Annotated in this window: 21 protein-coding genes and 1 tRNA gene; 8 read left to right on the top strand and 14 right to left on the bottom strand. The window is 61.3% G+C overall.

Annotation, left to right across the window (positions count from 1 at the left end):
• Nucleotides 1-91: 91 nt before the first annotated feature.
• Nucleotides 92-322, bottom strand: coding sequence for a hypothetical protein (locus NH195_RS20385; RefSeq protein ID WP_066705460.1), 231 nt, complete (start codon nucleotides 320-322; stop codon nucleotides 92-94).
• 176 nt (nucleotides 323-498) lie between these two features.
• The gene (locus NH195_RS20380; protein ID WP_066705459.1) at nucleotides 499-1,152 is read right to left on the bottom strand and encodes a pyrimidine 5'-nucleotidase; all 654 of its coding nucleotides are present in this window, start codon (nucleotides 1,150-1,152) and stop codon (nucleotides 499-501) included.
• A gap of 130 nt (nucleotides 1,153-1,282) precedes the next feature.
• Here NH195_RS20380 and NH195_RS20375 point away from each other — a divergent pair, with 130 nt between their 5' ends.
• A complete protein-coding gene (locus tag NH195_RS20375; protein ID WP_066705458.1) occupies nucleotides 1,283-1,927 on the top strand; it encodes a GntR family transcriptional regulator in 645 nt (214 codons plus the stop codon).
• Nucleotides 1,928-2,051: 124 nt separating this feature from the next.
• Here the strand turns inward: NH195_RS20375 and NH195_RS20370 are convergent, their stop codons facing one another.
• Nucleotides 2,052-4,427: a glycosyltransferase family 2 protein gene (locus tag NH195_RS20370; protein ID WP_420795683.1), complete on the bottom strand. Its 2,376-nt coding sequence runs from the start codon at nucleotides 4,425-4,427 to the stop codon at nucleotides 2,052-2,054.
• A gap of 380 nt (nucleotides 4,428-4,807) precedes the next feature.
• Nucleotides 4,808-5,977 (bottom strand): glutamine-hydrolyzing carbamoyl-phosphate synthase small subunit, encoded by a 1,170-nt coding sequence (gene carA, locus NH195_RS20365; RefSeq protein ID WP_066705456.1) that lies wholly within the window; start codon nucleotides 5,975-5,977, stop codon nucleotides 4,808-4,810.
• On the opposite strand from carA, the gene NH195_RS21500 reads away from it, so the two are divergent.
• Together NH195_RS21500 and NH195_RS20360 are read left to right on the top strand one after the other, a co-directional pair.
• The gene (locus NH195_RS21500; protein ID WP_162265858.1) at nucleotides 5,976-6,116 is read left to right on the top strand and encodes a hypothetical protein; all 141 of its coding nucleotides are present in this window, start codon (nucleotides 5,976-5,978) and stop codon (nucleotides 6,114-6,116) included. The two genes, carA and NH195_RS21500, sit on opposite strands and share 2 nt — an antisense overlap.
• A 60-nt stretch (nucleotides 6,117-6,176) precedes the next feature.
• A complete protein-coding gene (locus tag NH195_RS20360; protein ID WP_066705454.1) occupies nucleotides 6,177-6,635 on the top strand; it encodes a GatB/YqeY domain-containing protein in 459 nt (152 codons plus the stop codon).
• 86 nt (nucleotides 6,636-6,721) lie between these two features.
• Here the strand turns inward: NH195_RS20360 and NH195_RS20355 are convergent, their stop codons facing one another.
• Nucleotides 6,722-7,246: a DUF2244 domain-containing protein gene (locus NH195_RS20355; protein WP_066705452.1), complete on the bottom strand. Its 525-nt coding sequence runs from the start codon at nucleotides 7,244-7,246 to the stop codon at nucleotides 6,722-6,724.
• A 7-nt stretch (nucleotides 7,247-7,253) separates the two neighbouring features.
• On the opposite strand from NH195_RS20355, the gene NH195_RS20350 reads away from it, so the two are divergent.
• Genes NH195_RS20350 through NH195_RS20340 form a run of 3 tightly spaced genes read left to right on the top strand, consistent with a single transcriptional unit; the run spans nucleotide 7,254 to nucleotide 8,042 of the window.
• Nucleotides 7,254-7,601: a hypothetical protein gene (locus NH195_RS20350; protein WP_066705450.1), complete on the top strand. Its 348-nt coding sequence runs from the start codon at nucleotides 7,254-7,256 to the stop codon at nucleotides 7,599-7,601.
• Nucleotides 7,582-7,827 (top strand): hypothetical protein, encoded by a 246-nt coding sequence (locus NH195_RS20345; RefSeq protein ID WP_155846116.1) that lies wholly within the window; start codon nucleotides 7,582-7,584, stop codon nucleotides 7,825-7,827. The genes NH195_RS20350 and NH195_RS20345 overlap by 20 nt, the downstream gene beginning before the upstream one ends.
• Before the next feature lie 20 nt (nucleotides 7,828-7,847).
• On the top strand, nucleotides 7,848-8,042 hold the full coding sequence (locus NH195_RS20340; protein WP_066705443.1) for a hypothetical protein: 195 nt from the start codon (nucleotides 7,848-7,850) through the stop codon (nucleotides 8,040-8,042).
• Here NH195_RS20340 and NH195_RS20335 read toward each other — a convergent pair.
• The 6 genes from NH195_RS20335 to lipB all read right to left on the bottom strand — a co-directional run bounded on the left by NH195_RS20335 (nucleotide 8,039) and on the right by lipB (nucleotide 14,608).
• Nucleotides 8,039-8,488, bottom strand: coding sequence for a hypothetical protein (locus tag NH195_RS20335; RefSeq protein WP_066705441.1), 450 nt, complete (start codon nucleotides 8,486-8,488; stop codon nucleotides 8,039-8,041). The genes NH195_RS20340 and NH195_RS20335 overlap by 4 nt on opposite strands.
• 164 nt (nucleotides 8,489-8,652) lie before the next feature.
• On the bottom strand, nucleotides 8,653-10,344 hold the full coding sequence (gene ctaD / locus NH195_RS20330) for a cytochrome c oxidase subunit I (protein WP_066705432.1): 1,692 nt from the start codon (nucleotides 10,342-10,344) through the stop codon (nucleotides 8,653-8,655).
• Between the two features lie 257 nt (nucleotides 10,345-10,601).
• Nucleotides 10,602-11,090: a hypothetical protein gene (locus NH195_RS20325; RefSeq protein WP_162265857.1), complete on the bottom strand. Its 489-nt coding sequence runs from the start codon at nucleotides 11,088-11,090 to the stop codon at nucleotides 10,602-10,604.
• A gap of 387 nt (nucleotides 11,091-11,477) precedes the next feature.
• Nucleotides 11,478-11,987, bottom strand: coding sequence for a c-type cytochrome (locus NH195_RS20320; protein WP_066705426.1), 510 nt, complete (start codon nucleotides 11,985-11,987; stop codon nucleotides 11,478-11,480).
• A 273-nt stretch (nucleotides 11,988-12,260) separates the two neighbouring features.
• A complete protein-coding gene (locus NH195_RS20315) occupies nucleotides 12,261-13,781 on the bottom strand; it encodes a hypothetical protein (RefSeq protein WP_066705423.1) in 1,521 nt (506 codons plus the stop codon).
• Nucleotides 13,782-13,885: 104 nt separating this feature from the next.
• Nucleotides 13,886-14,608, bottom strand: coding sequence for a lipoyl(octanoyl) transferase LipB (gene lipB, locus NH195_RS20310; protein ID WP_274377274.1), 723 nt, complete (start codon nucleotides 14,606-14,608; stop codon nucleotides 13,886-13,888).
• Nucleotides 14,609-14,735: 127 nt separating this feature from the next.
• Here lipB and NH195_RS20305 point away from each other — a divergent pair, with 127 nt between their 5' ends.
• Both NH195_RS20305 and NH195_RS20300 read left to right on the top strand, forming a co-directional pair.
• Nucleotides 14,736-16,055: a peptidoglycan-binding domain-containing protein gene (locus tag NH195_RS20305; protein ID WP_081423842.1), complete on the top strand. Its 1,320-nt coding sequence runs from the start codon at nucleotides 14,736-14,738 to the stop codon at nucleotides 16,053-16,055.
• Between the two features lie 146 nt (nucleotides 16,056-16,201).
• Nucleotides 16,202-16,288: transfer RNA gene (locus tag NH195_RS20300), tRNA-Leu, on the top strand.
• Nucleotides 16,289-16,773: 485 nt separating this feature from the next.
• Here NH195_RS20300 and NH195_RS20295 read toward each other — a convergent pair.
• Genes NH195_RS20295 through NH195_RS20285 form a run of 3 tightly spaced genes read right to left on the bottom strand, consistent with a single transcriptional unit; the run spans nucleotide 16,774 to nucleotide 20,590 of the window.
• Nucleotides 16,774-17,763, bottom strand: coding sequence for a formylglycine-generating enzyme family protein (locus NH195_RS20295; protein ID WP_066705418.1), 990 nt, complete (start codon nucleotides 17,761-17,763; stop codon nucleotides 16,774-16,776).
• A complete protein-coding gene (locus NH195_RS20290; RefSeq protein ID WP_066705415.1) occupies nucleotides 17,760-19,577 on the bottom strand; it encodes a hypothetical protein in 1,818 nt (605 codons plus the stop codon). Before NH195_RS20290 ends, NH195_RS20295 begins: the two co-directional genes overlap by 4 nt.
• Entirely contained in the window at nucleotides 19,574-20,590 is a 1,017-nt protein-coding gene (locus NH195_RS20285) for a DUF4123 domain-containing protein (RefSeq protein ID WP_066705413.1), read from the bottom strand. Before NH195_RS20285 ends, NH195_RS20290 begins: the two co-directional genes overlap by 4 nt.
• Nucleotides 20,591-20,632 lie beyond the last annotated feature (42 nt).

The raw sequence follows: 20,632 nt of genomic DNA, 5'->3' as shown, positions 1-20,632 counted from the left end.
TCAAGCGTATCCAAGAGATAGGCGCAAAGGAGGGGAATGTCCAAGGGGCAGGCTGTCTCAGGCGTTTTCCGGGCGCCGGGACAGCGCCGCTTTATTTTCCGACGGTGAGGACGAGCAGGACGATGTAGATCAGCGGCACGGTGGCCACGGCGGTGACGCCCAGCACCCAGGGGCCGATGGCGAACATGCCGTAGATCACGGCGGCGATCACGACGACGACGAACAGAAGGAAGAGGACGACGCCACGGGTGGTGGCAAGGCCTTCTTCGTGGTGGTCGTGAGTGTCGATAGCGTTGGTCGTGTCGAGGGCGGCGTCGGTCATGTGCGTGCTCCGGCTGTGAGGTCGTGTGTGATCTGTAGAAGTCAGTGCGAAAGGTTTGTGCGTGGGGCTGCGCGGGTTTGTGCGCATTTGTGTACCGGAGACAGATACAGGGCTGTGTGCGCTTCGGTCACGGCGGCGATTTGTCGCAGTTTGCGTTAACCGTCGCCCGCCGGGTTTCAGCCCGTCACGGCCCTCAGGAAGGCCGACAGATCGTCGGTGTGATGATGGATATGCGGGGCGGGCGGATCGAGCGGCAAGGGCGCGACATGCACGGTCTTCATCCCGAGCGCATGCGGCACTTCGAGATTGCGCGGATCGTCCTCGAACATGGCGGCGGCTTGCGGGTCGATCCCATCGCGACCGAGTACGGTATCGAAGGCGGCCGCCTGGGGCTTGGGGTGGAAATCCGCGTGTTCGATGCCGTAGACCGCGTTGAAAATCCCGGTCAGCCCGCGCGCCTCCAGCACGCGCTCCGCATAGGGCGCGGAACCGTTGGTGAAGACGATCTTGCGCCCGGGCAGGGCCGTGATCGCGGCTTTCAGCTCGGCATCGCGCGACAGCCCGGAGAAGTCGATGTCATGCACATAGCTGAGATAAGGCAGCGGGTCGGTGCCGTGTTTCGCCATCATGCCGGAGAGCGTCGTGCCGAATTCGCGCCAGTAGGTGTGCCGCAGCCGGTTCGCCTCCTCTGAAGTGACGTTCAGTTCGCGGGAGACCCAATCGGTCATCTTGACCTCGATCTGCGCGAAAAGTGCCGCCTCGGGCGGGTAAAGCGTGTTGTCGAGGTCGAAGACCCAGGTTCTGACATGGGAAAAATGATCGGCTACCATGCCTCCCTGTTAGGCGCAGCCTGCGGCACATGCAAGCAGATGGCTGGCGGAGGGGATGTTAGCGCTTGATCGCGGGGGGCGGGGCTGGCTATGGTCAGGTCCTGATCCCGATTGAGAAAAGTGACGTCCGATGAAAGACCAGCGTGCCAGCCAGAAAGACGCTTATGAGATGATCCTCGAGGCGATCGACACCGGGATTTACCGCCCGGGCGACCGGCTTGTGGAAAGCGAGCTGGCGGAGCGCTTCGGTGTGTCGCGCACCCCGGTGCGTGAGGCCTTGCAGCGGTTGGAGACCCAGTCGATGCTGAGCCGCGACGGGCGCTCACTCATTGTGGCCTCGCTCGATCACAATCAGATGGCCGATCTCTACGTCGTTCGTACCGAACTCGAAGGGCTGGCCGCGCGTCTCGCTGCCCGGCATGCGACCCCCGAGGAGGTCCGTGTGCTGCGCGATATGGTCGAGGACGACCGGGCCCTGATCGGTCACCCGGACGATATGTCCCGTGCCAACCGCCGCTTTCACAAACAGATCCATCTGGCCTCGCACAACAAGTATCTCGTGCAGCAGCTCGACTTGGTGCACCGCTCCATGGCGCTTCTGGCAAGCACGTCTCTGGCGGCCGAGGGTCGTGGCGAGGAAGCGATCAAGGAGCACGACCTGATCGTGTCCGCGATAGAGGCGGGCGACGGCGAGGCGGCGCACAAGGCATTGTCGGATCACATTTCCAAGGCCTTTATCACCCGTCTGAAAATCGACGCGGACAAGGAACGCTAAAGCGTCACGCCTTTAAGCTTTCGGCACCGGATGAAGGCACTGGATACAGGTAAGGCGCGTGCAGCGCCCGTATCTTGTCCTGAGGTCCTGCAAAAGCGGTGTCCCAATGGCTTGGCGAGCCACTTTAAACCGTCATCCCTCTTAACCGGGGCGCTGGCATCAGGCTCCCCTTTTCGGCGCGCGCAATGAAGATGGGCCTCTCGGCGAAGGCGGCGATATGGGCCCAGTCGGGCGCGCCGGGGGCGTTGACGGCGGCGGGATGTGTGACCTCGGTGCCGTGCGGGGCTGCGGCGGGTTTGGGTTTGGGTTTGGGAGTGGGACGCAGGCGCTCCGGCTCAAAGGCGATGACGGCCGCATTCAGGGCGCGTCTGAGCGCCGGGCTTTCCGGTTTGTGCGTCATGTCGAGCCCGAATGTGAGCCGTCGGCCAGGCACAGGCAGGGCTCCGAAGGCCTGTTGTTCGATCCGGGCGCTGTCCGCGAACCCGGCCCTGAAACCGGCACTGAATTCCGTACTGGGCTCGGCAAAGCCGCGCGGCGCCTCGGCGGCCTCGGCAAGGGCGACGGAGGCGGCCGTGGGATAGAGGATCAGGGGGCGGCTCATGGGAGGATGTGACGTCTTGGCGGCGGCACTGCTTGTGCCGGTCAGCAGCAACGGTGCGGGGCGATCCGGGCTGTGCGATGGCGGAGGATCGGGCATGAGTTCTTCCTCGGGCAGATCTTCATGAAAGCCGAGATCATGCACCCCGTGGGCGGTCTTGTCCCAGTAATAGGGTTTGGTGATCATCTCCCAGAGCCCTTTGAGCGCCGCAAGCGTGGCGAGCGGATAGTAGAGATGTAGAGTCGGCACCCAGGGCCAGAGCCATTTGTGCTTGGGTGTCGAGGTGGCGACCATACCGGTGGCGACGGTGATCGCCTCCGATAGGAGGAAAATCCCGCCCAACCCGACAAGAAGGTCGTGCGGCAGCACCGCACGCATCGGATGCGGCAGGCCCAGAGGGAACATCCAGAAGGACCACAGGAAGGGCGCGAGGACGAACTGGCTCAGCGTACCGAGAAACAGCGCCTGAACTCCGAAGAACCGCCACGGACCGAGATCGGACCAGAGGCGGCGCGGGCTGCGCATATGGACGGCGTAGGTCATGGCATAGCCTTTGAGCCAGCGCGAGCGCTGCTTGATCCAGGGCCAGAAACGGCAGTTCGCCTCCTCCTCGGTCACCGTGTGCAAGAGTTCCGTGCGGTAGCCGTGCCGGGCCAGACGAATGCCGAGATCGGCGTCTTCGGTGACGTTATGGGCGTCCCAACCGCCCAGTTCCTCAATCGCCTCGCGGCGGAAGAACAGCGTGGTGCCGCCCAGGGGGACGGTCAGGCCAAGTTTTTCGTAACCGGGCAGGATCACCCGGAACCAGCTTGCGTATTCCACGGTGAAACAGCGGGACAGCCAGTTGGTGCGGGCGTTGTAGAAATCGAGAATCCCTTGCAGACAGGCGACTTCCGGCCCGGTCTGGGCGAAATGAGCGACGATCTTGTGGATCTGGTCGGGTTCGGGGGCATCCTCGGCGTCATAGATGCCGATGATCGAGCCACGACAGAAGTCTAGGGCGAAATTCAGCGCCCGCGGCTTGGTCTTGACCCCGCCGCGCGGCACGATGATCTGCCGCATCCAGCGCGGCAGGTCGGTATGGGCGATGGCGTCTTGTGTGATCGTGTCATCCTCTTCGACCACCAGGCAGATGTCGAGCAATTCACGCGGATAATTCAGCCGGGATACACGTTTGATCAGTCGTGTGGCGATCTCGCGCTCCTTGAACAGCGGCACCATGATCGACACAATGGGCAGGGCGTTGCGGGCGCGGCGTGTGGCGAAGGTGGATTTGCGGGAGCGCGCGGTCCGGGCCTGTGCGAAAGCGGCGGCAAGGCGCAGGCCGGTGGCGACCAGCAGGGTCAGCACCGCCCAGCCGGTCAGCAGGATCGAGGCCATGAGCGGCGACAGCAGAAACAGCAGCAGGCCGAACATACCGAGCGAGGAGAGTACGCCGGTGAGCTTGCGCACATCCATTTCGCGGCAGCTCTCATGGGCGGCAACGCGGGTTTCCGCCGCGCTTGCCAGACGTCGCTGACGCGAGCGTAACAGTGCCTCGTGCAGCGAGGTTTCCGGGGTAACCGCCATGCGCACCGGTCCGAAGATTGCGGTGAGCCGGGGGCGCATTCCTTCGAATTCTTCCGGGCGGCAGGAGGCGATGATCACCGTTCCCCCGGCCTGGCGCCAGGGCAGGAGGCCCTTGCGCAGGCAGACATCGGCGCCCAGACGGTCGATCAGCCGCACATCGGGGGGGCTACGCATCAGATTGGCGACCTCGGCGTGATACTGATGTCCGAGCGCTTCATACAGCGTGGCTTCGTTCACCATGCCGTGGGCCAGAAGGATGTCGCCGATCCGCGCATCCTCGCGCTGGCGCAGCACGGTGGCGCGCAGCAGGTCCTCGGCGGCGAGTGCCCCCATGTCGACAAGAACCTGCCCGATCGGTTTTCGGTTCGGTCGGGGGGAGGTGGCGGCAGGGGCCGCATCGCAGCGCTGCGATGCGTGCAGGGTCAAGGTCGGAACGAGAGGATGCCTGTCGAAGGACATCGGATGCCGTACCCCGGTTACGACCGTCTGAAAACAGGGCTGTCTGAAATCAGGACCGTCCGAAATCGGGACTGTCCGGAATGCCCCCGATCAGGTTTATCCCCAGCCCCTTGTGGGCAACTTGCGTCACGGAGGGTTAACAAGGGGTTAACCACGTCTTTAAAACGGGTAAATCAACCGTTCGCGTCACAAAAAAGGCGGGGAGCTCCCCGCCTTTTGCATCCTCTTGTGCCCTGTTCTGCGCTCTGTCGCGCTCAGGCCGGAGCGCCTGCGCGCTCGGCCATGGCGGTAGCGAAGCGTTCGAACAGGTAGTAGCTGTCCATCGGGCCCGGGGAGGCCTCCGGGTGGTATTGCACGGAGAACACCGGTTTTCCCTCGACCGCAATGCCGCAGTTCGAGCCGTCGAACAGCGAGACATGGGTTTCCTTGACACCGGCGGGCAGGGTCTGGGTGTCGACGGTAAAGCCGTGGTTCATCGAGGTGATTTCCACCTTGCCGGTGTCGAGATCCTTCACCGGGTGGTTGGCGCCGTGGTGGCCGTGGTTCATCTTGATGGTCTTGGCGCCGAGAGCGAGCGCAAGCATCTGATGCCCAAGGCAAATCCCAAAAACTGGCAAGTCTTTCTCAAGCACGCCCTTGATCATCGGCACGGCATATGTGCCTGTCGCCGCCGGATCGCCCGGACCGTTCGACAGGAATACACCGTCCGGAGTATGCGCCAGAACCTCATCGGCAGTGGCGGTGGCGGGAAGCACGGTCACATCGCAGCCTGCGGAGGCAAGACAACGCAGGATGTTGCGTTTTGCGCCGAAATCGACGGCGACGACTTTGAAGCCTTTACCTTCGCGTTTCGGGAAACCATCCGGCCAGGACCAGCGCATCTCATCCCATTTATAGGACTGCGCACAGGTCACATCCTTGGCGAGGTCGAGGCCGACCAGACCGGAGAAGTCCCGCGCCTGTTTGACCAGCGCTTCGATGTCGAAATTGCCGTCCGGATCATGGGCGATGGCGACATGAGGCGCGCCTTGTTGGCGGATCGCGCGGGTCAGGCGACGAGTGTCGATGCCGCCCATGCCGATGCGACCGTGCCTGGCAAGCCAGGGGCCAAGCTCGTCCTGCGCACGCCAGTTAGAGGGCTCGGTCGGGTCCCATTTCACGATCATGCCGGCGGCCACCGGATCGGCGGTCTCCTCGTCTTCGCTGTTCACGCCGACGTTGCCGATGTGCGGGAAGGTGAAGGTCACGACCTGCCCGGCATAGGAAGGATCGGTCATGATTTCCTGATAACCGGTCATCGCGGTGTTGAAGCACAGTTCGGCGGTGGTGGTGCCCGTCGCGCCGAAACCCTTCCCATAGAAGATGGTTCCGTCGGCCAGGGCCAGACAAGCGGTTGGTTTTCCGGTGGTTTGACCAGATGCCATGACACGACTCTCCTATATGGGCAAAATTGGCCGGAACCTAAGGAAAGGCATCTCCGGCGTCAAGCGCAGCCGGACGGGTTTTTCCGGCATTTCTGCGACGCAGCGTTTTCAGGATGTTATCGCTCTCATCGGTGGTTGAGAATGTGTCGGGCTTTCGCTATGTTGACCACTTGCGATGTCATCAGGGGATGAGGCCCATATGGATATGCGAAGCCGGCTAAGCGCCGCACTGAAAACGGCGATGAAGGAAAAGGACAGCGAGCGCCTCGCGACGCTGCGCCTGATCAACGCCGCCATCAAGGACCGCGAGATCGCCAATCGCGGCGAGGGCGACGATGTGGCTGTCACCGACAGCGATATTCTCGCCATCCTCGGCAAAATGGTGAAACAGCGCCAGGAAAGCGCCAAGGCCTTTGAAGAGGGCGGGCGTCTTGAACTGGCCGAAAAGGAGCGCTCCGAGATCACCGTGATCGAGGAATTCCTGCCGCGTCAGCTCTCCGAGGTTGAGGTCAAGGCCGCAATCGAGGCGGTGATCAATGAGACCGGGGCCGAGAGCATCCGTGACATGGGCAAGGTCATGGGCGCGCTCAAGGCGAAATACACCGGTCAGATGGATTTCGGTGCCGTCGGTGCGCTGATCAAGGCGCAGCTGAGCTGAGCTGTCCTTTCGGATTGAATGAATTGAGAGCCGCCCGGTCGTTTTGATCCGGGTGGCTTTTGAGTATTTGGGCCATCAGAAAAGCCTCAGCGATTGAGCTGTGCCAGCACGCGCGTGAGGTTCCCATGCAGGACCTTGCGCTCTTCGGGGCTGAGAAAGGCGCCGAGTTCGACCTCGCGATGGTCCCCTGCGCCCTTGAGTGTAATGTAATTTTCGACCTTGCCGTCTTCGGTATTGAGCGAGAGGCGGACCCAATAGGGATTGGCCTCCCATGTGAGCGGCGCGCCCTTTTCCGGCCAGTGGGTGAGGGTGACGCGGTCGGGCCAGATCAGCATTTCCTCGTGTAGCCGGTCGCGGTCCGAGCGCCGAAGTGCTGTCCAGAGCGCGGTCAGGGCGATCAGCATGAAACCCAGCAGCACCCAGAAAGCCATGGTGCCGATGAATGGTACGATGGGAATGAGACCGCCGCCGAACATGATCCAGATCGCGGCGGAAAAGCCTTTGCCCTTCAGACTGCGATAGGGCCAGAGTTCGAGCCGCCAGAGCGGCGTGCCGGTCTCGGGGGAGCCGGTCGGAACGGTGTCATGGGGCGGGGTCCAGAGGTAGGGCATATGCGTGATGAGGGTGCGTTTTTATCAGTGTAAAACCTTTGTGCATGTCTTTGAAGCACGCGATGCGATAGCATGGCGCCATGCCGAACGATCTTTCCGACTGGCCTCCCTAAGCTCTGACCTTGATCTGGCCGAACGGCTTTATGGTGTCGAAGGCGAGGGGCGTGTGGCCGACTGGATTGCGGAGCAATGTGCGCGGATCGACGGTTTGGCCTTCGCACGGCTGTTTTCCGATCATATCACCCTGCCGGGGATCGCCCTTTCGACTATGCGCATCGCCTTGTCACGTCGGGCGGGGTCGGTTGATCGGCGGCATCCGGTTTTACGCACAGGATGTGACACGGCCTTTCGTTGAGGTGATTGCACATGATTTCTCGGATCTGAACGAGCTGGCGGAGGTGGTGGCAGGGGAATGGTGCGGCTTTCATCCGGGCGCGATGCGGCTGCGGCAAAGCACCGGCGCGCCTCTGGGGGCGAGGTGGATCGACACCAGCCTCTATGCCGGGCATATGAGCGAGATGGCGCGTGACCCGCAAGTCGATCTCTGCCTTTCGAACTCCCGGAAGACGCGCTTGCGCTGATCCGTGCCCGGTTCGCCCGCATGGCGCAGCATCAGCCCGGATTGTGCCGCAATGTCTCGCCGCGTGAGGAGGACGAACTGGCCCGGCGGCTCGGCACGGATTGCGATCGGCTGATGATCGGAACCATCGACGGGCAGAACATCGCTTCGCGCAAAACTGCCGTGCGGTCGGGGCGCAGGACGGTGCTGGATTACGTATTTCAGGGTTTGCCTTAAAGTGTGACGCATTGAGCGGCGGAGGTATCGTCGAACGCCCGTCCGCGCGGCACCAGATTGCCGATGCGGGTTCCGTCGAATTCGTAATAGGCCTTGACCCGTTGCTCGGGGGCTGCATAGGCGCCTATGGCGGTGTGTTCGAGTACCGCGACGAAGCTTGTGGTTTCGTCTGCGCCGAAGAATCGCGTTACCCGTTCGGCTTCCCGACTGGTCCATTTCGCGCGCACGATGCGCTCGATCTCTTCGGCCAGTGCGTCGATGCGGGCGGGGTCGGGGGGATGATTTTCGAACAGGGGCTCGGGGCAGGCGATCAGCATCGCCACCCGGGTCTCGCGCACCCGGGCGTCAAAGATCTTCGAGAATTGCGGTACGTGCCAGCGGTCGGAAATCTCCGTCGCGCGGGGCATCTCGCCGCTGTCTCTGGGTTTGAAGAAAAAGGTCAACATGGGTGCTCCTGCTCATCCCTGTTGTCAGGCTAACGCGGGATTGGGCACAAACCGTGGCTGTGACAGGGCGGAGCGTGTCTTATGTCTTAACTGGTTAACGTGGGCTTGAGGCCAACATGAAAAAGGCCCCCGGTCGGGGGGCCTTTCGAGTTGGTGTAGTCCGCTCAGTGCGAATGCTGGTGATCCCAGTCTTCGCGCTTGGGGAGCTGTTCGAACGTATGCTCCGGCGGTGGGCAGGGCAGGGTCCATTCCAGCGTATCGGCATATTCGTTCCAATAGTTGTTTTCGGTCACACGACGCCCGGCCAGAAGCGTGTAGGCGACGATGCCGATGAACAACAGGAAGGAGGCGAAGGACAAAAGCGCACCATAGGACGAGATCTTGTTCCAATAGGCAAAGGCCTCCGGATAGTCGATATAGCGGCGCGGCATGCCTTGGCGGCCGAGGAAATGCTGCGGGAAGAAGGTCAGGTTCACGCCGATGAAGAACAGCCAGAAGTGAATCTTGCCCGCAAGCTCCGGGTATTGACGACCGGACATCTTGCCGATGTAGAAATAGATCCCGGCAAAGATACAGAAGGCCGCGCCCATCGACATCGTGTAGTGGAAATGCGCCACCACGTAATAGGTGTCATGATAGGCCCGGTCGACCCCCGCCTGAGACAGCACGACGCCAGTCACGCCGCCGATGGTGAAGAGGATCAGGAAGCCGAAGGCAAATAGCATCGGCGTCTTGAACTCGATGGACCCGCCCCACATGGTCGCGATCCAGGAGAAGATTTTCACCCCCGTCGGCACCGCAATGACCATGGTGGCCATCATGAAATAGGTCTGCTGCGAGAGCGACAGCCCGACCGTATACATGTGGTGCGCCCAGACGACGAAGCCCAGAACCCCGATCGCGATCAGCGCCCAGACCATCGGCAGATAGCCGAAGACCGGTTTTTTCGAGAAGGTCGCGATGATGTGGGAGATCAGGCCGAAACCGGGCAGCACCACGATATAGACCTCCGGATGCCCGAAGAACCAGAGGATATGCTGGTAGAGGATCGGGTCACCGCCGCCTGCGGGCTGGAAGAAGGAGGTGCCGAAATTGCGGTCGGTCAAAAGCATGGTGATCGCGCCCGCCAGAACCGGCAGGCTTAGGAGGATCAGCCAGGAGGTGACGAAAATCGACCAGGCGAAGAGCGGGACCTTGAACATGGTCATCCCCGGGGCGCGCATGTTCAGCATGGTGGTGATCATGTTGATCGCACCGAGGATCGACGAAGCGCCGGAAACGTGTACCGCAAAGATCGCCAGATCGGTGGAATAGCCCGCTTCCGAGGTCGAAAGCGGCGGGTAGAGCACCCAGCCGATGCCGGAACCGGCCTGATTGTTGCCGCCGGGGGCAAACAGGGACGCGATGCCGAGCGCCACGCCGCAGACATAGAGCCAGTAGGACAGGTTGTTGAGGCGCGGGAAGGCCATGTCCGGCGCGCCGATCTGGAGCGGCATGAAGTAATTGCCGAAGCCTCCGAACAGGGCCGGAATGACCACGAAGAACATCATCAGCACACCGTGATAGGTGATCATCACGTTCCACAAATGACCATTCGGTGCGCAGTCTTCCGCCCCGAAACCGGACAATAGCCGTGCGGCGGCCTCACCGGATTCGTTGAGGCACATGAACTGTACCCCCGGCTCCATCAGCTCGAGCCGCATGTAAACGGTGAAACACACCGAAATGAACCCGACCACGGCCGCCGTGATCAGGTAGAGAATCCCGATATCCTTATGATTTGTCGACAAGAACCAGCGGGTGAAGAACCCGCGGCTGTCCTCATGGCCGTGGCCATGAATGGCGGCGTCTGCCATGCTTTCCTCCCTATTCCTCCTCGGGGTTGCCCCCTGGACGTGCGTCCGCGCCGTCCTGTCTGCCCCGTTTTCGGGGTCTGTGCGACAGATTGACACATACAGTCTTAGAGAGGAACAATCCCGAGAGCAAATTTTTTGCGCAATGTGACAGAGAAAATATCTGCTGAGACATATGCGGCTGTAAAATATGCGCATTTCTGGATGCGCGGGGGCGCCCACGTTTCTGTCGGGGGCGCCTGAGGCTTGATCGGGACGGTTCAGATCAGAATATCCGTGACGGTGTCGAGAACCCCGCCGACGACGCCTCCCAGAAGGCCGCCCAACAGATCGCCGCCGAGCAAATCGCTGACCAAGGGAATCTCGATACTCTCGAGCACATCGTTGCCATCTGGCCATTGGAAGCTGTCGTAATCCTGCTGAAGTCCTTCGGCGAATTCCTCGGCTTCCTGCGTGAATGCTTCAATATCCTCCTCGGTCAGGTCGTAGCCGACCAGATCCTTGAGGGTGAGATTGGTGATGTAATCCGCACCGGCGATCAACAGGGTGCTGTTGAGCAGGCTGCCCGCAGTGCCGGTCCCGACCAGCCACCCGTTCGCGCCGCCTGCGGGTGCGCTCACAGCCGGATCGTTCATAGCACTCAGTGTCACGGGCACCTCCTCCTCGTAGAGCAGTGCGAAGGGGTCTTCGAGCGGATTTTCCGTCAAAGGCTCTATCGCCGACTCTATACGTTCTTCGGCGAGGGGCATCGGTTCGTCAAGAGTGTCCGTCGCGGCGGTTTCTGTGGCGGGCGCAACCGGTTCCGTTGCGAGTGTGGCCTGTTGCAGGGCCGTTACGAGGCTTTCAGTCAGTGGGTCTGTCAGGCGGGGAAATGAGCTGGGGAGGCTGAAGAAGCTAAGCATGATGTCTCTTTTCTTGGGGAAGGTCTTGGGAGAAATAGTGGCAAACCTATACAAAAGGACAAGTCGAAAAGGTGTGTTTCGTGGCGGGCCACACAAAGATTTTCGGTCTGACTGTTTTGGGTGACTCTAGAAATCTGATCGTTTTTTTGAATGGTAATGGGTGGATAGGGACGTCGGTCATAAAAAAACGCCGCCCCAAAGGGGACGGCGCCTGATCTGACCTCGAAATGCGGCTTATTCGGAGGCCGGTGCCTCTTCGGCGGGCATTTCTTCCATGGCTTCGTCACTTTCCTCTTCCGTAGCTTCCATCGCTTCCGGAGCGTCGGAGAAGGTGGAGAGATAGGCCACGACGTCGGAGGCGTCTTTCAGCTTGAACGTCATCTTGGAGCGCCCGGAACCACCATGGGTGTCGATGAACTTGGTCGGGTCGACGGCATATTCGGTGATCAGTTCCGGGGTCCAGACCATGCCGGTCGCGCCCACGGCAAGAATGCCGTCGCCATATTTGAAGTCCGGGTAGGAGGCGACGGGGCGTCCGACGACGCCGAAGAGGTTCGGACCGGTCTTGCCGCCCTTGACGATGGTTTCACCCGAATCCGACACGATCGTGTGGCAGGCCTTGCATTTGTTGAAGTCCTTGGCGCCTTTGTCCGGGTCGCCATGGCCATGCCCGTGGCCATCGGCAAACGCGGCGGCGGAGGTTGCCAACAGGGCGGCGGCTGTGAAGGCAAAAAGCTTGGTCATTCGGTTCTCTCTCCCGTGTGATTCATGTGTCCCGGTCTCAGCATAGTGACTTCGGATCGTGATACCAGCCCGCGATGGTCGTACTTTGATCATGCTCAAATGCGGGGTGCGACCTGAAGTTGACCTGTGGTGTGTCCGGCTCTCGGCAGATTATGCGCGCATCCCTCCCGGATCAGTCCTGCGGCATCTTGCCTGTTGTCTGATGCCAGTAAAAGCCCGCCCTTATCAGATCGCCATGGTCCCGTGACGCGAGTGCGGCCTCTGCAAGACGGCTCAAGGCCTGCCGTTCGATGTCCTGATTGCCCAACTGGGCGCCGAGGCGCGCCAGCGTGGCGTAGATGACCCCCGCGCGCGCTCCGTCAAACCGCTTCGCCTCAAGCAGGTCGTGTGCGGTTGCGCACGCAGATAGGCCTGTCCGTCCTCGGGCAAGATATTCTCCGATGCGGCCAGAAGATCGTTCAGAGCGTCGAGAGGAATATCAGCGCTCAGCATGTCATTCCATGCGAATACAGGCTGGTCGATCCCTTCCATGATATGAACCGCTTCGGAAACATCGCCCAGCCGTGCTTGCATGGTGGCGATGTCGCGACGGGCCTCAGACGCGAGCCCCGATTTCCCCCAGCGATACGCGCCGCCGATGGCGCCGACCGCCACGACCTTGTTCGGGTTTCCGGGAATCGCCGCCTCAGCGCGTGCCAGACTGGCGCGGACCTCTGCCTCGGGGGCCTTTGCGCTCAGAAGGGCGCGGGCGGCAGTGAGGTGCGGAAAGACCGGCAGCGCGGAGGGCGCCGTTTGTGCCTGTTCCGCGAGAGCGCGCGCGAGCCGGAGCGACAACGCGTCCAGCCCGAGCGCCGCCGCGCGCTCCACAGTGTTTTCCATGCCTCGAAAATCGGGGAAAATCTTTTGGGCCTGAAACTCGGAAAATGCCTGTTCCAGAACCTTCGTGGCGCGGGTCCCGTCGGTTTCCGCCTCGGCAATGGCCAGCAGGAAGGACGTGCGTTGCCCTCCGGCATCGCGGTACATCCTCAGGGCCTCGGGGGCGCCGATGATCCGGATCAGATCTTCGCTCATGATCAGGAGAGGATTTTCCATGTTTTGGGGCAGGGCCGCGAGCACTGCCATGGCGCGGTCACGTTGGCCGAGTGCGGCGTGCAGTTCTGCGGCATGGATCAGCGCGTTCGCGCGGGGCTTTTCCGGTTGTTGTTGCGCCAGCGTCGCGATGGCGGCGGCGATCTCGAAAACGACAGTTCGCGTGCGGTCGGCGGGGCGCTCTTCGGGGGCCGTATTTGTGTCGTAGGGGTGACGACCGAGCAGATCGAGCGCGCCGATATACAAGACGCCGGTGTCGACGCCGGGCGTGTCCGCCATTGCTGCCTGCAGATTTCCGCCACCGCGCAGAGCGGCGGCCAAAAGATGCGGGGCGAGCCTGCGGTTGACCGAGGCCTCAATCGTCTCCGGCGGGATTTCCTGCGCGCGTTGCTTCCCGCTTTCCACGCGCATTGCCAAAGCGCGTGCCTCCTCGAACCGGCCCATCTGGGCCAGTATATCGACTTCGCGCAGATATCCTGGCAAAGATCGGCGGTGCATAGCCTGAGCGACGCCGAGATCGGTGAGGCACTGGGCGGAGGGCACGCGGCGACAGGCGGCGAATGCGGTTTTATCGGGCCGGGATGGTTCGGTTTGGGGCAGATGGGGCTGGGACAGATGACGGGGCGGGGCGGAGGTCAGCAGGAGCAGGGCGATGACACCCGCCAGAGCGCCTGCCGTCAGATATCTGAAAATCGCCCTGAACAAGGAAGGCCCGTCCTGAAATCTTCTGGAAATATGGACTTTCCTAACACGCCTTTGCGCAGTTCGGCAAACCTGTCGCGGGGCTTCTCACAGAGCGACCGTCGAGATCAGTCGCCGAACACCTCGTCAAAGGCACGCCTGAGTGCAATGTCAACGTCCTCCATCGTCACCGGCAGGCCGAGATCGACCAGCGACGTCACGCCATGGTCGCGGATGCCGCAGGGCACGATGCCGCCGAAATGGCTGAGATCCGGCTCGACATTGATCGACAGGCCATGGAACGACACCCATTTGCGCACCCGCAAACCGATGGCGGCGATCTTGTCTTCAGGTTTGGCGCCGGTGATGGTCAGCGGCTTGTCCTCGCGCACCACCCAGACGCCGACGCGGCCCTCGCGGATCTCGCCCGTCACGTTGAACTCGGCCAGCGCCGCGATCACCCAAGCTTCCATATCGGCGACGAATTTGCGGACATCCTTGCCACGCGTGTTCAGGTCGAGCATGGCATAGGCCACACGCTGCCCCGGCCCGTGATAGGTATACTGCCCGCCGCGTTTGCTCTCATAGACCGGGAAACGGTCGGGATCGACAAGGTCCTCGCGCTTGGCGGAGGTGCCCGCTGTATAAAGCGGGGGGTGCTCCACCAGCCAGATCAGCTCCTCGGCCTCTCCCCTGGCGATGGCCTCGGCGCGGGCCTCCATTTCGGCCACGGCAAAGTCGTAATCGGTCAGCCCCTCGGAAATCCGCCATTCCACCATATCATGCCTCCGCGCGTTCGATCTCTGGCGAGATGTAGCCCTTGCCGCGTGCGGGGGAAAGGGCGTTGGCACTGCGGCATGCGCCCAAAGAAGATGCAAAGCACCTGTCTTTTACCTTTGCAGGAAAAAAATCCTACGAATCTCACGATCGCGTGATAGGCTTTTCCCAGTTTTTTTATATGTAACGGGGGGGAATCCGATGCGATTCAAACATGTCATTTCCGCAGCTCTGGCCGCCGTCCTGGTGATGGGGACCACGTCACGAGTTCAGGCCGATGGCGGCGATTTTATCGCCGGGGCGGTGATCGGCGGGTTGCTTGGCGCTGCCAGCCAGCAACCGAAGCGCAAAACCACCACCACCTCGTCCTACCGGCCGCGCCTGCCCTCGACGCAGGAGGGCAAGGAAATCCAGGCCTCCCTCAATTATTTCGGCTTCAACGCCGGCACGGTGGACGGTCAGCTCGGGCAAAAGACCCGCAATGCCGTGTCGTCCTATCAGGCTTATCTCGGCTATCCGGTGACCGGCCAGCTCTCGCCCTACGAGCAGGAACTGCTGATTTCGTCCTATAACAGGGCGCAGGCCGGGGGGGCACAGACGGCCCAGCTCGTTGCCGCCAACCCGGATGGCACGCGTGGTCTTCTTAAGCAGTATCGCACCGAGATGGCCAGTGGCGGTGCGACCATGGCAGCCGCACCGACGACCACCGTCGTGGTCAACCCGGTGATGCCGCAGACCATGCCCGGCACGACGGCGCAGCAGGGCACGATGCCGAGCTTTGCCGCCGCCGCTCCGGCCGCTCCGGAAAGCGCGATGCCCAATTTTCTCGGCAATGGTGCGACCGTGTCGCTGGCATCGCATTGCAATAAGGTCTCTCTGCTGACCAACACCAACGGCGGGTTCGTGACCGAAGCGTCGATGTCCGATCCCAACCAGGCGCTCAACGAACAGTTCTGCCTTGCGCGCACCTATGCGATTTCGCAGGGCGAAGACATGATCTCGAAGGTTCAGGGCTTCACCCCGCAGCAGATCGCCGCCCAATGCGAGGGGCTGGTGCCCTCGATGACGACACAGATCGCGGCGCTGTCGCTCAAGCCGCGCGATCAGGTTCTGATGGACACGTCCTCCTTCGTGCTGGCGTCCGGCATGTCTCCGGCACAGCTGTCGGGCACGGCAAAAATCTGTCTCTCCGTTGGCTATCGCACCGACAAGATGGATGTGGCGCTGGCTTCCTCGCTGCTTCTGGTGGCGCTGGGCGAGCGTGCCTATGGCGAGCTTCTGGGCCATCACCTGAGCCAGGGCGTCGGTGTCAGCCTGCGTCCCGATCTGGCGAAGGCCTGGTATGAGGACAGCCTGACCGCCGTTGAAAGCGGTGTGCCTGCGGTGTTTGCTCCGGGGCAGCCGGAACGCACCGGGCTTTTGCGCAAGGCGGCCTTCGCGGTGTCTGGCGCTCCGGCTCCCGCCACGCTGACGCCGGTTCCGGCCAGCACCACGTTGCCGAGTTTTTCGGTCACGGAATGAGCCTTTGACGAGGCCGGGCAGGGGGGCAGACCTCCCTGTCACAACAGCTTTCGGGGGAGGCGGAAAAAAATTCGCCTCCCCCTTCATTTTCCTCTTCACTTCCCCGAACCGCTTCGCTACATAGCCCCTCACCAAGCCTAGACAGTGCGGTCGTGGCGGAATTGGTAGACGCGCAGCGTTGAGGTCGCTGTGGGGTAACTCCCGTGGAAGTTCGAGTCTTCTCGACCGCACCACTCTTCTTTTGAAGGGTATAAACACTCCCAAAAGCCTTGAATTGTAAGGCTATTTCCGGGGTTCTAGCACCCAGTTTTCGATCATAGACAACGCGCTCTGCGAACGCCAGTTTTGCGACCAGTCTGCGGGCGTGGATATGACCCGTTTCCCAGAGTTTCCAAGGGTTTGCGAGGAACGTCAGGACTGGTTCTGGCTTGTCTTCGAAGCTGTCTGGCTTCTGCGGCTGGTGATGCAGCGTTTCAGCCACCAAAGCCTTTTGCTGTTCCAGTTCTTCGATCTTGGTTTCATAGCTCTGAATCACGATGTGATTGCTCGCCACCATGATGCGGTCCAGCAGCGTGGCGATCTCTTTATCAATCGTCGCAATCCGCCGTTTGGCGGCATGGATGATATCCTGCGCCTGATCGCCGGTCTCTCGAAGTGCTCTTTCCCGCTCTCAAGGAAAAATCCTAGACTCACACTGAAGTCCCTCCAGAACAATCGCTTAGTCGGTGCCCCACCCCTCGGGGGACGTCGCGCGATAGGGCGGACTGAGCAGGATCGGCCCGGGCAAAGTTCCAAACCCGGTCTCGGAGGGCCTCTGATCCAGTTCGACAACACATCGCGCGCCGACATGAGTGGGAGGGAGCCCGTAAAGCTGTCCCATCTCCTCCATCTCTGCCGAGTCATACGCCCCCGTCAACATGGCCTTCAGCGCAGCGTCGTGCGCCCTGCCCGTCCGATCGGACATGCCGCGTGTTGGGACGGTTGCGTAAATGGCAGATGAGTCGTCGGTGCTGCCTTTGTAGATAAGTGCCTCTTCCGGGTCCGTAGCGGCGCGGTCGCTGACCCAGTCGGCCAATCCGCCAGACAAATCGTAAATCCCCAAGGGGTTGGGCGGGAAACTCGCCACATCGGGGCGGTCCTGACTCATCCGGGGCAGCGTGCTTAGATCGAACACGTTGCGCCCATATTCGAAACTGCCGTTGTCTGTGGGCCAGAAAGGCGTCTGCCCCCGGCTACGCGCCATATATTCCCATTCCGCCTCGGTCGGCAGACGCATTGGCAGGCCCGCCGCGTCTCCGAGCCAGGCACAATACGCCGTCGCCTCCTGATAGCTCAACGCGGCGGGCTTGTTTTCCATTCCTGCGGCGACATCACGCGCCCTGCCCTGCGCCCGGTCAAAAAGCGCAGCCTCCGCTTCCGTGACCTGACGCGGCGCGATGTAAAAGCTGTCGACGGTGACCTGACGCGTTTCCGATGTGCTGTGATCCGCCACATAGGTCTCGATCACAGTGCCATCTTGCCTCTGCAAAGGGGCGCGATAATTGCCCATGGTGAATGTGCCGCCTTCGACGAAAACCATCGTCGCGCGGGTGCTGTCGACCAAATTCGCACGGGCGCGTTTCTGGTCGATCATGTTGAACGTCAGGCCACCGGCGGCGAGCAGCACCGTGGCCCCGACAATGAGCAAAACGAGAGACTTGCGTGTCATGCGACATTCCTTACGTGGACAGGTTCACCGGCAATCAGTGTGTTGGTCGGCAAGGAGTTGATCGCCTGCACCAGCGTTTCGAATTTGCGGGCGGAGCCCCCATCGAGCACGGCACGCAGACGGGCATAGCCCGCGGCAGCCGAGGATTTCTTGCCTATCACGGTGATCCGCTCGACGACCTGCGCCCATTCGCGTTGGCTTTGCATCGTGCCGACAACTGTGAGAATTGCAGCTTCCTGATGTTCTTCGAAGGAGAAGAGATAGCGTTCGGAAAGCTTGTAGAGAATGGCGCCCTTGGCCTCCGGCGCCGCAAAGATCAGAGCGGCCGGGCGGGCCTTGACCTTAAGTGCAAAATCTTCTGCGGCATTGGCGCTTCGGATCGGTTCAAGCGCGGCCTCAAGCGCGATGGCCCCTTCGGTGATCAGGGAAATCGTGACCTGAACGAGCGCCTCCCATGCATCCTCGGCGACAAACCGCAGGAAGGCAAAGTCGTTGTCCTTGAGCTGGCAGTAGATGTATTTGATGAATTCCAGAATTTTCGCGAAATTCACCTCACCCAAGAGCCCGCCTTTAGCACCGACGCCGAGCACGGCACGGGCCTCGCAGCGGAACATGAATTTGCTACTCTCTTTATCATAGGTGATCTTGAGCACCCCTTCGAGACCGGCCCCGGCGTTTGCGGCCACGCTCGCCCCCACGGACACGAAGGCTGCCCATTTGGGGCTTTCGACCACTCCGCCTGCTTCGACAAGGCCCGGATTGTACCATTCGAAAGCGCCTTTGACACTGCCACCCGCCTCAAGCCCGGCAAACAGTCCGGCGGCCACTTCCCCTTTGCTGTCGGCGGCGGAGGGTTTGACGAGGACCTTCCCCGCAGGCTCGGTTTTAAATTCAAGACCTGCGGTGGCATAGACCGAAGCTCCCAACATGGCATTTGCGGACACCGTGGCATTGAACCGGAAATAGCCAAAATCGAGACGCGCCTGCGTGCCCGCCTCAGAGGCATCCTGTTCGGACAGCTCAATCAGAGCGTGCCAGCCATCCCTGTCGACGAAATAGCCGTTGAACGTCGCTTTTGCCTCTCCCAGAATGGCGCGCGCTTCGGCATTGCCTTTCAGAGAGTAAGCGCCTTTTTTCGGATCATAGCCCAGCTGCACGCCAAACCCGGCATAGCCACGCATCAGTTGCGCACCAGCGGAAAGATCGAAATGCGCCCCGCTCGCGGAATAGCTCAGGCTGTCGTTGACCGCATCGACCCATTTGAGCCAATTGGCGTCCCAGACGTCGGTGATCGACCCGGAGGCCTTGCCTTTTGCGATCTGTTGTTTGTAGGCGATCCCGTCCGAAAGATCGGATTTGATCTTGTCGCGCACCGAGGTGAAGGCCTGACGCAGCTTGCCGCGATCAAGCTCCGACGTGCCCGCGGCCCCGGTTTGGGCTTGCAGGAGGGATGTGTCGATTTTGTAGCTGCGCCAATGATTGCGCATCTTGTCGGACCGAATCCGGGTCCATTTTTTGCCCCGGATGGAATAGGCCTGCACCAGATGTTTGTCCGGCAGGCGTTCGGTGGGTCTGACATATCCTTTGAGCATATCGGCGAGATGCTCCTGCGCTTCGATGACGGCTTCGGGATCGCCCTCGACCTTGGCCCGATCCAGGGCGCCAAAGGCGGCATCCATATCGCGGATTTCCTGATTGAGCGCTGTCAGCTCCTCACCTGCGTAAAGGAGAACGTTGCTTTCACCGACAGCCGAGTCGCCGCAAGCCAGCACATAAAAAAGTTCGAATTCACCGCATTCAACACAAATACTCATACATTCTCTCCATCGAGAAGCTCAAGGCAACCATATCTATTCGCATAACGTAACAGCAAGGGGCGCGGAGAAAAAACACCGCTTTCCGCATCGGCCCAAAAGGCAGTGCGGGCCTCTTCAGGGAGGGCGCAAAGAAGCCGGTGCGTCTCCAAAAGACGCGGGGCATGATCGAAACCGGCCTGCATCATTCTGGCAAAGACATAATGGGCAAAGGGGCGCGCATCGGGGGCTGAAATGGCTTCGGCTGCAAGGTTTCGGGCACGGGTGTCATTGACGAAAAGCGCCAATGCGATCCGCGCCGGGCGATCAAGGCGGGGTATGGCCGCCCCCTCGGTTCCTGATCGACCGGCTGTCAGAGCGACGAACTCCCACAGGCCCGGTTCGAGCGCCGGGCGGGGATAGACAAGCTGCATCCCGGCCTGAAAGAATTTCGTCACTGCGGCGGGATCGCTGACACATAGAAGCGCATCAAGCATTCCCGGCTCCTGCAGACGAAAATACTGTGCGATCCCAGCTTCGTCCGACAGTTTGGTGTAATGTTTGAGATGACGTTTCATCGCGTCGGGCGGCAGCGCAGAGGTAAGGAAGATCCCGGCACCGAGCATTTTGCGGGGGTCGTCCCTTTCGGGGTCATGTGCAAAACAAGCGCCTGTAAACGCGGCCTCGCGCGTCAGTTCGACAAGCCATGGCGCGCCATCGGCAAGCTGGGGCGCATCCTTCAGATCGTAGAGACAGCTATGTGCAAGATCACTGCTGTCCAGTCGGGCGGGCAGCCCCTGTGAGCGCGCCGCATCCAGAAGGGCATAGACATGCCAGGTCTGGTCGGGATCAGCGGCCGAAGAGAAAAGCGCATCCAGCACATCTTCTATGGGCTGACGCTCCTCAGGCGCTTGCAGGCCGGTCAGAAGCGGCGGAGCTTCCGCCAGAATCCGGTGCGTCACGGTCTCGTTTTCTTCAGGGTGCAAAAGCGCTTGTGCGATTTGCCAAGGCTCAACCGTTTTTGAAAGGGCCATACCGCGCCTCAATTCGTCGTCTGAACAGGAAGGGTCTCGCCC

It is taken from the genome of Celeribacter ethanolicus, assembly GCF_001550095.1.
In the GTDB taxonomy this organism is placed as follows: domain Bacteria; phylum Pseudomonadota; class Alphaproteobacteria; order Rhodobacterales; family Rhodobacteraceae; genus Celeribacter; species Celeribacter ethanolicus.
Note: the sequence above shows the minus strand (reverse complement) of the source record. Positions and strands in the feature narration are given on the sequence as shown.